Below are 13,183 nucleotides of genomic sequence, written 5' to 3'. Positions count from 1 at the left end.
AAGATCATCTGACTTTGAAAAATACCATTACAAGCCAAAGCTACAAAAAAACCGATTCGGATTTTTGTACAATCGAAAGATTGCGGCATTTGCAATGAAGTGGGAATAGCTGGCTTAATAAAAAATAATGAAATAAAAAATATATTAGAAGAAAAATGTGTTTTTTATCCTACTACTTCCATTCCATCCTACATTCAACCCGATACCAATGTGTTTTATTTTCCTAAATCATTTTTTGGAATGATTATTTTAAATAATGCCGGCAACATCATAACCGTAAATCATGGCACCCGCAATACCGATGGTTATTATACTTTACTCGCTTATAAAGTTTTAAACAACACACTGAACAATGGCAAAAATTTTAAGTGATGAAGCGAAAAAGAATGGAGCTTTCTTTGTAAAACAAACCATTCAAACAGCACCGGGTGGCCAGCGTATTGCCAACGAATTAAACAATGGAGCGTGGCAGGTTTACCGGTTTAGCAACGATCCTTATTTTTTTTGAAAAAAGCGCTGAAGTGGAGTCAGCAATCCATTGCCGCAGCATTATCGCCTGAAAATGCAGATACCCATGCTCATATTTTATACAAATTAGGCAAAACTAAAAAGCTATTACCTGGGAAAATACTGCTATTACTGAGGCACGTAAAAGAAATATTTCTGCCAAACAATTTGAAGCTGTTGTACAAAAAATGCAAAACAGCGAGGTTTTAAACGATTGAGCCCGGTTGATCGTTCATTGCACAATACAATATTACTGTAACTTTAGCCAAATGAATTATCTGGCACATGCATATTTATCATTTGGCCATCCGGATATATTGGCGGGCAATATGATGAGTGATTTTATTAAAGGAAATAAAAAAAATAATTTCCCTATACTGATACAACAGGGTATTAGGTTACATCGTTTAATTGATCAGTATACGGATGAACACCCCGCTACGCTGGCTGCCAAACAATTGTTTAAACCGCAGGTAGGCTTGTATGCCGGCTCATTTATGGATGTGGTGTATGATTATTTTTTGGCCAATGATGAACAGGTATTTGCAGCAGAACAGCAATTAGCGCATTTTAGTGAAACTGTTTATACCGTCTTGCAACAGTATGAATCGGTGTTTCCTGAAAAATTTACACCGGCCTTTCAACACATGCGAACGCATAACTGGCTATTGCATTACAGAAATAAACAGGGTATTGAAAGAACCTTTGAAGGATTGGTGCATCGGGCACAATATTTACAACCACCCATTGCTTTATTACCTGTATTGGAAAACAATAAGGCATTTTTCCAGGAAGCCTATCAACAGTTTTTTCCCGATGTAATTCAATTCGCATCTAAACAATTGGCCATACTTTTAAATGAGTTATAAAGTAATACTGTATTATTGCCCTCCATCATTCAATTTACCTTACGGCATAATCTTTGTTCATTCAACAAAACCCTGCATCTTCGTGCTATAAAAAATTATTCATCCACACATAAAAACAAAACAGTATGAATCGGTTCATTGTTTTTTTTGCCTGCATGCTATTATCGTTACCAATTTGGGCACAACAAAAGCCCACAGATTTAGACAAAAGCCCTATGGACATGAGCTATTGGCCGGATAGTTATCCTTTATTAAAAATGAATGGCAAAGTAAAAGACCTGCCCGTTGCAAGAATTATTTTCAGTCGCCCACAAAAAAACAACCGTACCATTTTTAACGGCATCGTAAAATATGGTGAAATGTGGCGTTTAGGCGCTAATGAAGCCACTGAAATTGAATTTTTTAAGAATGTAAAAATTGGCGGAAAAGTAGTGTCCAAAGGTCGTTACACTTTATACTGCATACCAGAAGCCGATAAATGGACATTAATTGTAAATAAAGACAATTACAGTTGGGGCAACTATACTTACGATATCAAGAAAGACGTAGTTCGTACCACCATTCCAGTAGAAAAATTAAGCAGCCCTATTGAAAATTTTACCATTTACTTTGAAGATGCAAAGAATGGTGCCAATTTAATTATGGAATGGGATGATGTAAAAGCAGCATTGCCCATTACCTTAGCTCCATAAAAAAAATTTGTTTATTGAACACTTACCTCAACCCAAACAGGTTGGGGTATTTTTTTATTATCCCGATTTTAAATACGCATTCGCCAACATTTTGCATCTTTGTTAAATGGCGGCCTAATAAAAGGCATGAAGCCTGTATTTTATTATTCAAAAATGCATATTGTATGGAATTAGCTACCACTTTTATTCATGCCGGGGCAGAACCCGATCCTTCTACCGGCGCTATTATGACACCTATTTACCAAACCTCTACCTTTGTGCAGGAAGCACCCGGTGTACACAAAGGTTTTGAATATGCCCGAAGCCAAAACCCCACTCGCTTTGCTTTAGAAAGTGCATTTGCTGCCATTGAGCAGGGCAAATATGGTCTTGCCTTTGGTAGTGGTGTTGCTGCAACCGATGCTGTTTTAAAATTATTACAACCCGGCGACGAAGTAATTGCAGCCAATGATATGTATGGAGGTACTTACCGGTTATTCACTAAAATATACCAGAAATTCGGCATTCGTTTTTTGTTTACCGATACTACTGTTCCTGAAAACGTACAGCAAGCCATTACCGATAAAACTAAATTAATATGGATAGAAACACCCACTAATCCATTAATGAACATTACCGATATTGCTGCCATTGCTTCTATTGCCAAAAAAGCAAATATTTTATTGTGTGTTGACAATACGTTTGCATCACCTTATTTACAAAACCCGCTTACTTTAGGGGCTGATATTGTAATGCACTCAGCCACCAAATATTTAAGCGGCCATAGCGATGTTATTCAGGGTTGTTTGGTCATGAATGATGAAACCCTGAGGGAACAGCTTTATTTCATCCAAAAATCATGCGGTGCCGTTCCCGGACCCATGGATTGTTTTTTGGTATTACGCGGTATAAAGACTTTACATGTACGTATGCAAAGGCATTGTGAAAACGGACAAGCTATTGCACATTTTTTACGCAATCATCCAAAAGTGGCACAGGTATATTGGTGTGGATTTGAAGACCATCAGGGTTATGCCACTGCATCGAAACAAATGCGTGGCTTTGGAGGCATGATGAGTTTTACTTTAAAAGATGATCGTATTGAAAATGCCAAACGGGTTCTTTCTTCTACCCATCTATTTTCATTGGCCGAAAGTTTAGGAGGAGTAGAAAGTTTAATCAACCATCCCGCCTCTATGACGCATGCTTCCATACCACGTGAAGAGCGCTTAAAAAACGGTTTAACCGATTCATTAATCCGTTTAAGCGTGGGTATTGAAGATGTAAAAGATTTAATAGAAGATTTAAATAAGGCTATTGGCTAATTTTTTTGGTTCATACAATAAATACAATATGCAAATTCTTATAGAAGTAATTGGATGGCTCGGTGCTTTACTGTTATTGGGCTCTTATTATATGAATATGAATGGCAAACTGGCTGCCGCATCTCCATTGTACATCTGGAGCAATATTGTGGGTGGCATTTGTTTTATCATCAATTCATCTTACCACCATGCCTTTCCATCTGTAATGGTGAATATTATTTGGATTGGCATTGCCATTGTGGCACTTATTAAAGCACAGCAACAAAAAAGGGGCACCGTTGGTAAATGATACCCCCTTCTTCAAATAAAAAAATTATTTCAACATAAAATCTTTTTCCAGCACATCTCTGGAATTACCGCCAACAAATACTTTAAAGGCGCCTGCTTCTATATGCACATTTCCTTCACCATCATAAAAAGCCAAATCTTTATCAGTTAAGGTAAAATGCAGCAATTTCTTTTCGCCGGGTTGTAAATACGCCCGTTGAAAAGCTTTTAATGCTTTAACCGGCTGTACAATAGAAGCGCTCATTTCACGAATGTATAATTGTGCAACCTCATATCCGGCTTTGTTGCCGGTATTGGCTACCTGCACTGATACCTGCAACGGACTATCCTTCTGTATAGTGTTGTTATTCAATTCCAAATTACTGTAAGCAAAATTAGTATAGCTTAAACCAAAGCCAAAAGGATACAATGGTTTATTGGGAATATCGCGGTAACGGCTCTTCCAACTCTGATCACCTGAATCGGGTAAAGGCCTACCGGTATTAAAATGATCGTAATACACCGGAATTTGCCCCACGGCATAAGGAAAGCTCATCACGGTTTTACCGGATGGATTATAATCGCCACTCAACACATCGGCAACGGCATGTCCGGTTTCTGTTCCCAGAATCCAGCAATATACAATGGCATTTACATAAGGCTGAATGGCAGTTAATACCAATGGCCTGCCTGCTGATACCAAGGCAACAACCGGCTTACCTGTTGCATGCAAAGCTTTTAACAATGCTACCTGCCCGTCTGAAATAACAGGGTTAGCCAATGAGCGGTCTTCACCGGCTAATTTTCCTGACAATCCTATATTTACTATAATTACGGCAGCATTTTTAGATGTTGCAACCGCTTCGTTGATTAATTGTTCATTGCTGCTGCCATCCGGCAAATAACCATCGCTGTAAGCTATATTGCTATGCTGATACCTTTCAGTAATGCCTTCATAAATATTTACTGCATCAGCAGCTTTTCCATTGGCAATCCAAAAATCAAACAAATCGGCTTTGCTTTTAGCATAGTAGCCAATTAATGCAATGGAAGAATGAGCAGTAGCGTCAATGGGTAATACGTTGTTTTCATTTTTCAACAATACAATTGAGGCATCGGCGGCTTTTCTGGCTTCATTGCGATGGGCTTCTGTAAATTCAGTTGCCTTTTCACGGGCTGCATCAGAAAATTTATAGGGGTCATCAAATAAACCCAATTTAAACTTATAGTATAAAACTCTGCGCACATCATCATCTACTTGTTGCATGCTGATTTTTCCTTCTTTTAATAATTCAGGTAAATAATCTACCACCACTTTCGATTCCATATCCATCATACTACCAGCGCTCAATGCTTTGTAAGCAGCATCTTTTCTATTGGCCGCATAGCCATGTGTAATCATTTCATCAAACGAGTTCCAATCGCTCACCACAATTCCTTTAAAACCCCATTTCTTTTCTAAAATATCGTGTACTAAATATTGATTACCGCTGGCAGGTACACCATCAAAAATATTAAATGCATTCATTAGGGTAGCAGCACCGGCATTTACACCTGCATGGTAAGGCGGCAGGTATTTATTCCATAATGCCACTCTTGAAACATCAACTGTATTGTATTCTCTTCCACCCTGCACTGCGCCATAAGCTGCAAAATGTTTTACACAGGCCATAATATGTTCTGCATCATTCAAATTGCCCTGTAATCCTTTTACCCTTGCTGCTGCTACTACACTGCCATAATAAGGATCTTCGCCTGCTCCCTCCATCACACGCCCCCATCTGGGATCGTTACTAATATCACACATCGGTGCAAAGGTCCAATGCAAACCGGCGGCGGCAGATTCTTTTGCAGCAACAGCTGCATCTTTCTCAATTTGCGCCACATCCCAACTGCAAGCTTCTGCTAAAGGAATGGGGAAAATAGTTTTATAACCATGTATAACATCAAAAGCAAATAACAATGGAATACCCAGTCTGCTTTGTTCTACCGCAATTTTTTGCAAAGCACGGGTTTCATTGGCGCCGGTAACATTTAAGAACGAACCTACTTTACCTTGCTTTGCCATTTCAATTTTAGCCTGTTGGCCGGGATCGTTGGCTGCCGGACCGGTAAAGATGCCGCCATTCAACTGATTCAACTGGCCGGCTTTCTCTAAGGGTGTCATCCGTTTCAACAAATCATTGATCCGGTCTTCAATGGGTGCTTTTGCATTTTTATATAAAGGCTGTTGTGCCTGTACTATTAACGCCACAAATAGCGCTACCGTTAGTATGGTTGTTTTTTTCATATGTGTATATTTATGGAATGATAGATACATTTTTATACAAACAGCCGCATCAGTACAAATAGCATTTTTTAAATAAATGAAAAATAGATTTAAATTTTTCTACAACACTTTATAAAAAGCTTTTGGCAGCTATGCCGATTGAATTAGGTTTGTGGCCTTAAAGTTACAATGCTTTCTGTGTTTACAAACTGCAATGGGTTAATTGGATAAAATAATACCTGAATTATGTCGAAAAAGTCAACATATTATTTGAAAGATTTTCTGGATAGCAAAGTGGCGATATACAACCGTCCCGATTTTATTCCAGGCGATCCCATTTCGATTCCACACAGATATACCCAAAAGCAGGATATAGAAATTGCAGGTTTGTTTGCCGCATTATTTTCATGGGGTAACCGAACCACCATTATTCAAAAATCAATAACATTGATGCAATTGATGGATGATGCCCCTTATGATTTTATCTTCAACCATCAACCCGCTGATTTAAAAAAATTAATGCAATTTCAATACCGCACATTTAATACTACCGATTTATTGTACACTATTTCATTTTTACAACAGCATTACCAACAATACCAAAGTTTAGAACCTGCTTTTAGCCAATGGGGACCAACTGTTGCAGACATGTTGAATGGATTTCATCATTATTTTTTTTCGATGGAAGATGCTCCTACCCGAACCCGAAAACACATTGCAGCACCCGAAAACAAATCGGCCTGTAAACGGCTAAATATGTATTTACGCTGGATGGTAAGGAAAGATAATATGGGCGTTGATTTTGGCATTTGGAAAGAATTGCAGCCTGCACAACTCATTTGCCCATTAGACTTGCATGTAGCCAGGGTTGCAAAAAGACTGAACATGATACACCGCAAACAAACCGACTGGTTAACCGCGATTGAGCTAACGGATTATTTACGCAATTTAGATGCCACCGATCCGGTAAAATATGATTTTGCACTCTTTGGTCTGGGTATCATTGAAAAATATTGATGTAAATTGCAGCATCTTATGCAGGAAAGTCCACAAAATATTGTTACCCGATTTTTGCAAAATAACAGCATTGCAGTTGAGCAGCATACCCCTGCCTTTCAGCAACTGCGAGATGCCATTCAATTTTTAATTGAATCTGATTTTTATGCCTTAGTGCAATTATTATACAGAATAGATGTAGATGAAAAATTATTAAGGCAAACCCTGCATGAACATCAGGAAAATGATGCTGCTGAACTGATTACCCAATTATTGATCGAACGGCAGGCTCAAAAAATTGCCTGGAGAAAAAAAATGAACCAAAACAAAAATATTAGTGAAGATGAGAAATGGTAGTTTGCAACAATGCATTGAATAAACCGGTGGCTATACAAAAACAATACACATGAAATTAATATCGTACTTACGGGATGGACAGGACCAATTGGCATTTTTAGTGCATAATTTTTTATATGATTGCGATGCAGTACATCCGGAATTACCGGGCAGTATGAATATGTTTCTGAATTACTGGGATGATATGTACCCCATTGCTCAAAAAGTAAATCAGGCTTTAACCATGGGAACCATGGGTGCCAACAATGGGGTACCGTTAGAAGGCATTCATTTATTAGCACCGATACCCTTCCCCACCAGTTGCAGAGATGGGTATGCTTTTCGTCAGCACGTGGCAGCTGCACGACGCAATAGAAATGTACCCATGATACCAGAGTTTGATCAGTATCCAATTTTTTATTTTACCAATCACCACAGCATACAAGGCCCCGGCACCATTTATTGCATGCCCGACCATTTTGAGCAATTGGATTTTGAATTAGAAGCAGCGGTTGTAATTTGCAGAAATGGAAGAAATATTGCAGCAGAAGTGGCCGATGAATATATTGGCGGTTTAATGGTGATGAATGATATGAGTGCCCGCAAACTGCAAATGGAAGAAATGCTGTTGAATCTGGGCCCTGCCAAAGGAAAAGATTTTTCTACTGTAATTGGCCCTTGTTTGGTAACCTTAGATGAATTAACCGCTTTTGAAATTCCACCCAAGCCGGGCCATACCGGTAAAAGCTGGAATTTAGGTATGAAATGCTGGGTAAATGGGGTTGAAGTGAGCAATGGCAATTTGGGTGATATGTACTGGACCTTTGCAGAAATTATAGAACGTGCCAGCTATGGCGCCAACCTGTATGCCGGCGATGTAATTGGTTCCGGCACTGTAGGCACCGGCTGTTTTTTAGAATTAAACGGAACTGGCAAACTGAACAATCCCAATTATGAACCACAATGGTTAAAAGAAGGCGATGTGGTTGAAATGGAAATTGAGCATATTGGAAAAATAAGCAATGCCATTGTAAAAGAAGACAGTAGCTTTAGTTTGTTGGCGCAAAAGAAAAATTCGAATACATCCATTTAATCACTTACCATCTGCCATTATCACAATTAGCTAAACATGTTGATAAACATTCAGGAATTATCAGGGTTAGAAAGGCAGGGTTGGTTACAGCATGCCATTGCGCCGCGGCCCATTGCTTTTGCCAGTACCATAGATACTGCGGGCAATGTAAACCTTAGCCCCTTTAGTTTTTTCAATTTATTTTCTACGAATCCTGCCATTGTTATTTTTTCTCCCACCCGAAGTGTGCGGGAAAATAAAGTAAAACATACCTTATTAAACATGCAGGAAGTACCAGAAGTAAGCATCAATATTTGTACTGAAGCCATGGTACAACAGGTTAGTTTAAGTAGTTGCAATTATCCAAAAGGGGTAGATGAATTTATGAAAGCCGGCTTCAACAAAGAAAAAGCCACTTACATACAACCGCCATTGGTAAAAGAATCGCCCATTCAAATGGAATGCAAAGTATTGGAAATAAAAAGTTTGGGCAAAGGGCCCGGTGCCGGGCAATTGGTAATAGCCGAAGTAATTTGCATGCATGTTTCTGAAAATGTTTTGAATGATGCAGGGACTATGATTGACCAACGCAAAGTGCATCACGTTGCAAGATTGGGTGGCGATTGGTATGCCGTTATCAATGAACAAAATTTATTTACGGTTGCCAAACCCAATGCACATTTAGGAATTGGAATAGATGCCCTGCCTTTAGCAATAAAAAATAGCCGTATTTTAACGGGCAACCATTTGGCACAATTGGCCAATGTAAGCAGTATTCCGGCTATTGATGCGGCTTTTGAAGATATGCAACTGAAACAGATTATACAATATTACGCCAACAGCCCTGCAGAAATGGAAGAAGAATTACACCGCTATGCCATTCAATACATTCAAAAAAACGAAATAGAAAAAGCCTGGCAAATTCTGCTAACCGGAACAGATGTTCGATATTCAGATAAAACCGAAAATACTATTTAAACACTTTACAACAATTTAACCAATAGCCCAAACATCTTCTTCATTCAATATGTTCGATAAAGTGTTTTGATTCAACAGTTTGGCTGCTTTGGCGGTTTCCATTACCTGCTGAACAATGGCATAAGTATCATGCGAAAGCGTAAGTTGTTGTTGTGGTAATCCATTCAGCCATGCCTGAACATTTTCAGCAAAATGCTCATCTATTTTTTCAATAATAGGCACATTAAAATGTTGCAGTGCTGCAGCATTACACAACTGCTCATATTGCCCTCTAATGGGCAAACACAGCAGGCGTTTACCTAAGTATAAAGTTTCGGCAGGTGTTTCAAAACCGGCACCGGTAATTACACCATGTGATTGCAACATGCTTTTGGTAAATGAAGCATTATCAATCGGAATAAAAGTAATATTCCCTTTCTGTTCTCTTTGTTTTACCAATTTTGAAAACACTTCAAACCGTATATCGGGTAGCTGACTTAAAGCATTAGCTACTACTGCATCACTATAATGAGAAAGGTATACCGTAACATGGCCTTTATCTTCCGAAATACCATTTAAAATATCGTTTTTAATAACCGGCGGATAAATAAAATGATCGTATCGTTTAAAATGCAAACCCACATAAGCGGTAGTGGGTGCATATTTTTTTAAAACCAGTTCACCGGCAACATTACGTTTAGAAGGCCGGGGGGTATTGGGCGACTTAAACGCAGCCTGATGGCCAAAATTAACACTGGAAATATTCTTGAGATAGCAGCTCAATGCAGTAATACTTTCAAAATCGTTCAGTATCACATCATAATCATCTAACGGTAGTGCATTTGCTTCTTTGTATGCACGAATTGGCGAGCAATATTGCAACATTTTTACATAATCTAATCCACCTTTATTCCCATAAAACAAACTCATGCCCTTACTGGTAAATTTTACGGGAAGATTAGCGTTTAAATGACTATTACTGCCACTTAAAAACACATCTACCTGCCCATATTGCTGTAAATAGGGCAACAACTCTACGGCCCTGCTGATATGGCCGTTACCGGTAGCTTGTATGGCGTAAAATATTTTCATGATGAATGAAATAGGTTTAAAAAGGTTTTGATAAAGCTATTTGTCCGGGTACAGTGTGAAAAGATTGCGATACGGAATGAACAAATAAGGCAATTTCATCGGTAACCACATCCGGACTTGCCAGTTTTTTATTCATATCTACCACTTTAGCGGTTTCAAATGCTTTATCATCGTAGGTATACATGTGCCAGGCATTGTTATAAAATTCTAATGCCGTTAAATGTTCAACCCAATCGCCGCTATTTAAATAGGTAACCTTTCCATTTTCATTTTCCACCACCCGCATTTGTGGTTCGTGAATATGCCCGCAAATAACATATTCATATTTTTTTTCAATAGCTATTTCGGCAGCTGTTTGTTCAAAATTGTTGATTTTAATGACTGCTTTATTTACACGGTTCATTACAGTTTTAGAAAGGCTCATTTTTTCGCGGCCCATCATCTGTAAAAAATGATTAAGCAACCTATTAAAACGAATCAGCAGGTTATAGCCGTGGCTACCCCATTTTGCCAGTAATTTGGCACTGCCTTTGGTGGTATTATCAAACACATCGCCATGAAAAATCCAGCAAAGGTGCCCATTAATTTCCATCACCATTTTATCTACCAACTGAATATTGCCTACATCAAAGTGAGTATAGCGGCGCAAAGCCTCATCATGATTGCCGGTAATATAAATAACCCTTGTGCCTTTGGTAGCTAAGCTTAGAATTTCTTTAATCACCTGCATGTGGGCAAGCGGGAAAAAACGCTTCCGAAATTGCCAAACGTCAATAATATCGCCATTTAAAATTAGAATTTGGGGTGAAATGCTTTTTAGGTAATTAACCAGTTCCTGAGCATGACAGCCGGTAGTACCCAGGTGCAAATCACTCATCACAACAACATCTACAGGTCTTCTGTTCATATCAATTGGTTTACCAAAATTCAAACAGTAGTATTACCTGAATATGAATAGAATATGAATTTATTGTTACTTTAATTTAATTTAAGTTTACTTAACCCGCTTTTTTGGTGTTGGAAAATTTGCTTTTTAACGCCGCTTTTGTTGTTACAAAATGAAGTAAAGCATTGATTTGGTATATCTTTGCCACTAAAATGCATGAATATGAAAATGTGGCGAAGCAAAATATTTTTAGGGCTTGTATTTATCATAGTGGGCACAGCAACAGCTGTAGCGCAATGTTCTATTTGTACCAAAACTGCCGAACAATTAGGAGAAGGACCTGCTAAAGGTTTGAATGCGGGAATTTTATACTTAGCAGCAACACCATTTTTAATTATCGGCTATATTGGTTACCGCTGGTTTCAATCTGAAAAAGAAAAAAACAAGTTGGATGCGCAACAAAGTGAGCAGAGCCAACTATAACGTTACTTTTGAAATTGCTGATGCGTACTATCGCAATAAGGCGGATTTTTTGTATGCTTACAATTGCACAACCATACTTCCGCATCTTCTTCGGCCGTAAATCTTAACGGTTTAAAGGGCATACCCTCAATAGTTTTATGGTGCCCATCGCAAAAAGGATTTTTTTGACTTAATCCGCAGGTACACCAGGCATAGGTTTTCCCTTTTTCAACCATTACTGCAGTTGGTTCTGCTTTAAAAACATGTGGTTCTTGCATGAAAATAATTTAAAATTTAAAATATATTCATACAAAGATATATTCCAAGATGCTAAGTTTGGCATTTCACACAAATGACAATTTTGACTTTAAGGCAATTTTATTTCATATATCTCAGATACTAGACCACCTGAAATATCTGACCATACATGATCTTTTCCTCCAATAAAAGTGGTTTGCCCATTCAATGGATACATGGCATAAAGCATTCTACCTGAACCACTATAGGTAGTATAAGCTCCAATTCCGGCTAATAAGTAACCTGGATCAGTAGATTGAGTTAAGGTTTGCAAATGTTGTACATTAAATGTAGAAGTTATTTTTTGTTGAATATCTAATGGACCAATATATATTAAATTATTATTAACCGACAAAGTAAAAGTTTGTAAAACAGCGGGAGTAGCTGTGATATGATCTTTTCCGGTTGACTCGGTAAAATGAATGGGTGCCCCACCATCAGAAATACCGTTTTCTACTAACATATTACCACCGGAAGGATTTTGCCAGGTCAATAATGCGCCACCGGATAAAACCGAATAACCAGATGGCGCATAACTTATACCATGAGGATGTTGTGCTACTGGAGTGGATGTAGTATTAATTGAAAAATAGGGTAATAATACATTTCTATCGATAGGATAATATGCATGAGATTTCAAACTATAAAGATAAAATTTAATGCCAATAGCATACACCCACAAACGATGATTATAAAATTGAATGTGATCTTTTGATGCTGCATTATAAAAATAAAAAGAATTATCATTAACCGGATATGCAGCTGTCAATAATGCATTAACATTTGAACTATTATTACTTAAATCTGAAACTCTGGCACCGCCACCAACTAGAATATAATCTGAATCTACATTCGTGGTAGCACTATTAATATGCCCATCAACATAATCACCCCAAATATTTACCTCCATTTTAACAGAAGGATAAAATACTCCTCCATTATCGGTAATACCTGATGAAGAATTAACTGTATTTGAACTAATAAGAACCCTTGTGGGTGAATAAGGCAAAAATGACATTGTGCCTATTTTCATTGCCAGAATTGAATCTTTAGTAGAAAAGTTGTTAGCAACTTGTTGTAATCCCATATCTTTATTGCAACTTCCTAAAAAAAAGAGAATTGCAAAAAATGGAAAAATAAATAAATTTTTCATAGTAATTTGGATTTTTTTCAGTAA

At 37.9% G+C, this 13,183-nt stretch carries 16 protein-coding genes; 11 read left to right on the top strand and 5 right to left on the bottom strand.

Translation table 11 applies throughout. From position 1 onward, the window contains the following. Positions 1-99 precede the first annotated feature (99 nt). The 6 genes from EO766_RS15340 to EO766_RS15315 all read left to right on the top strand — a co-directional run bounded on the left by EO766_RS15340 (position 100) and on the right by EO766_RS15315 (position 3,661). Positions 100-372: a hypothetical protein gene (locus EO766_RS15340; RefSeq protein WP_074417653.1), complete on the top strand. Its 273-nt coding sequence runs from the start codon at positions 100-102 to the stop codon at positions 370-372. Next, entirely contained in the window at positions 353-508 is a 156-nt protein-coding gene (locus EO766_RS15335) for a hypothetical protein (RefSeq protein WP_176712974.1), read from the top strand. The genes EO766_RS15340 and EO766_RS15335 overlap by 20 nt, the downstream gene beginning before the upstream one ends. A 268-nt stretch (positions 509-776) precedes the next feature. Further along, positions 777-1,376 carry an acyl carrier protein phosphodiesterase gene (locus tag EO766_RS15330; protein ID WP_287101474.1) on the top strand — a complete coding sequence of 200 codons (600 nt, stop codon included), beginning with the start codon at positions 777-779 and terminating at the stop codon, positions 1,374-1,376. Between the two features lie 125 nt (positions 1,377-1,501). Continuing rightward, positions 1,502-2,068 carry a DUF2911 domain-containing protein gene (locus EO766_RS15325; RefSeq protein ID WP_074417656.1) on the top strand — a complete coding sequence of 189 codons (567 nt, stop codon included), beginning with the start codon at positions 1,502-1,504 and terminating at the stop codon, positions 2,066-2,068. A gap of 164 nt (positions 2,069-2,232) precedes the next feature. Continuing rightward, complete coding sequence (locus tag EO766_RS15320; protein WP_287101473.1) at positions 2,233-3,372, top strand: cystathionine gamma-synthase; 1,140 nt, start codon at positions 2,233-2,235, stop codon at positions 3,370-3,372. Positions 3,373-3,400: 28 nt separating this feature from the next. Beyond that, positions 3,401-3,661 (top strand): CBU_0592 family membrane protein, encoded by a 261-nt coding sequence (locus EO766_RS15315; RefSeq protein WP_074417657.1) that lies wholly within the window; start codon positions 3,401-3,403, stop codon positions 3,659-3,661. A 24-nt stretch (positions 3,662-3,685) separates the two neighbouring features. Here EO766_RS15315 and bglX read toward each other — a convergent pair whose 3' ends face one another. After that, the gene (gene bglX / locus EO766_RS15310) at positions 3,686-5,929 is read right to left on the bottom strand and encodes a beta-glucosidase BglX (protein ID WP_074417658.1); all 2,244 of its coding nucleotides are present in this window, start codon (positions 5,927-5,929) and stop codon (positions 3,686-3,688) included. A 225-nt stretch (positions 5,930-6,154) separates the two neighbouring features. Between bglX and EO766_RS15305 the strand changes: the two genes are divergently transcribed. Genes EO766_RS15305 through EO766_RS15290 form a run of 4 tightly spaced genes read left to right on the top strand, consistent with a single transcriptional unit; the run spans position 6,155 to position 9,290 of the window. Next, complete coding sequence (locus EO766_RS15305) at positions 6,155-6,925, top strand: TIGR02757 family protein (protein WP_074417659.1); 771 nt, start codon at positions 6,155-6,157, stop codon at positions 6,923-6,925. An 18-nt stretch (positions 6,926-6,943) separates the two neighbouring features. Beyond that, positions 6,944-7,261 (top strand): hypothetical protein, encoded by a 318-nt coding sequence (locus EO766_RS15300; RefSeq protein ID WP_074417660.1) that lies wholly within the window; start codon positions 6,944-6,946, stop codon positions 7,259-7,261. Between the two features lie 49 nt (positions 7,262-7,310). After that, entirely contained in the window at positions 7,311-8,333 is a 1,023-nt protein-coding gene (locus tag EO766_RS15295) for a fumarylacetoacetate hydrolase family protein (RefSeq protein ID WP_074420967.1), read from the top strand. A 36-nt stretch (positions 8,334-8,369) separates the two neighbouring features. Then, positions 8,370-9,290 (top strand): flavin reductase family protein, encoded by a 921-nt coding sequence (locus EO766_RS15290; RefSeq protein WP_074420968.1) that lies wholly within the window; start codon positions 8,370-8,372, stop codon positions 9,288-9,290. Positions 9,291-9,305: 15 nt separating this feature from the next. On the opposite strand, the gene EO766_RS15285 is transcribed toward EO766_RS15290, so the two are convergent. Next, on the bottom strand, positions 9,306-10,361 hold the full coding sequence (locus EO766_RS15285) for a glycosyltransferase family protein (RefSeq protein ID WP_074420969.1): 1,056 nt from the start codon (positions 10,359-10,361) through the stop codon (positions 9,306-9,308). 16 nt (positions 10,362-10,377) lie between these two features. After that, positions 10,378-11,268, bottom strand: a complete 891-nt coding sequence (locus EO766_RS15280) for a UDP-2,3-diacylglucosamine diphosphatase (protein ID WP_074420970.1) — start codon at positions 11,266-11,268, stop codon at positions 10,378-10,380. 201 nt (positions 11,269-11,469) lie between these two features. Here EO766_RS15280 and EO766_RS15275 point away from each other — a divergent pair, with 201 nt between their 5' ends. Then, positions 11,470-11,730 (top strand): CAMCR motif-containing small membrane protein, encoded by a 261-nt coding sequence (locus EO766_RS15275; protein WP_074420971.1) that lies wholly within the window; start codon positions 11,470-11,472, stop codon positions 11,728-11,730. Between the two features lie 2 nt (positions 11,731-11,732). On the opposite strand, the gene EO766_RS15270 is transcribed toward EO766_RS15275, so the two are convergent. Continuing rightward, entirely contained in the window at positions 11,733-11,987 is a 255-nt protein-coding gene (locus EO766_RS15270) for a CDGSH iron-sulfur domain-containing protein (RefSeq protein WP_074417664.1), read from the bottom strand. 89 nt (positions 11,988-12,076) lie between these two features. Then, positions 12,077-13,159 carry a hypothetical protein gene (locus EO766_RS15265; protein ID WP_074417665.1) on the bottom strand — a complete coding sequence of 361 codons (1,083 nt, stop codon included), beginning with the start codon at positions 13,157-13,159 and terminating at the stop codon, positions 12,077-12,079. Between the last annotated feature and the right edge of the window lie 24 nt (positions 13,160-13,183).

This window comes from Hydrotalea sp. AMD (genome assembly GCF_004100315.1).
GTDB classification, from domain to species: Bacteria; Bacteroidota; Bacteroidia; order Chitinophagales; family Chitinophagaceae; genus Hydrotalea; species Hydrotalea flava.
Note: the sequence above shows the minus strand (reverse complement) of the source record. Positions and strands in the feature narration are given on the sequence as shown.

Coding starts and splice junctions, on each gene's coding strand:
- EO766_RS15280 (WP_074420970.1), bottom strand. CDS start 11,268: ATGAACAGAAGACCTGTAGATGTTGTTGTGATGAGTGATTTGCACCTG.
- bglX (WP_074417658.1), bottom strand. CDS start 5,929: ATGAAAAAAACAACCATACTAACGGTAGCGCTATTTGTGGCGTTAATA.
- EO766_RS15325 (WP_074417656.1), top strand. CDS start 1,502: ATGAATCGGTTCATTGTTTTTTTTGCCTGCATGCTATTATCGTTACCA.
- EO766_RS15290 (WP_074420968.1), top strand. CDS start 8,370: ATGTTGATAAACATTCAGGAATTATCAGGGTTAGAAAGGCAGGGTTGG.
- EO766_RS15265 (WP_074417665.1), bottom strand. CDS start 13,159: ATGAAAAATTTATTTATTTTTCCATTTTTTGCAATTCTCTTTTTTTTA.
- EO766_RS15315 (WP_074417657.1), top strand. CDS start 3,401: ATGCAAATTCTTATAGAAGTAATTGGATGGCTCGGTGCTTTACTGTTA.
- EO766_RS15295 (WP_074420967.1), top strand. CDS start 7,311: ATGAAATTAATATCGTACTTACGGGATGGACAGGACCAATTGGCATTT.
- EO766_RS15300 (WP_074417660.1), top strand. CDS start 6,944: ATGCAGGAAAGTCCACAAAATATTGTTACCCGATTTTTGCAAAATAAC.
- EO766_RS15335 (WP_176712974.1), top strand. CDS start 353: ATGGCAAAAATTTTAAGTGATGAAGCGAAAAAGAATGGAGCTTTCTTT.
- EO766_RS15285 (WP_074420969.1), bottom strand. CDS start 10,361: ATGAAAATATTTTACGCCATACAAGCTACCGGTAACGGCCATATCAGC.
- EO766_RS15320 (WP_287101473.1), top strand. CDS start 2,233: ATGGAATTAGCTACCACTTTTATTCATGCCGGGGCAGAACCCGATCCT.
- EO766_RS15330 (WP_287101474.1), top strand. CDS start 777: ATGAATTATCTGGCACATGCATATTTATCATTTGGCCATCCGGATATA.
- EO766_RS15305 (WP_074417659.1), top strand. CDS start 6,155: ATGTCGAAAAAGTCAACATATTATTTGAAAGATTTTCTGGATAGCAAA.
- EO766_RS15275 (WP_074420971.1), top strand. CDS start 11,470: ATGAAAATGTGGCGAAGCAAAATATTTTTAGGGCTTGTATTTATCATA.
- EO766_RS15270 (WP_074417664.1), bottom strand. CDS start 11,987: ATGCAAGAACCACATGTTTTTAAAGCAGAACCAACTGCAGTAATGGTT.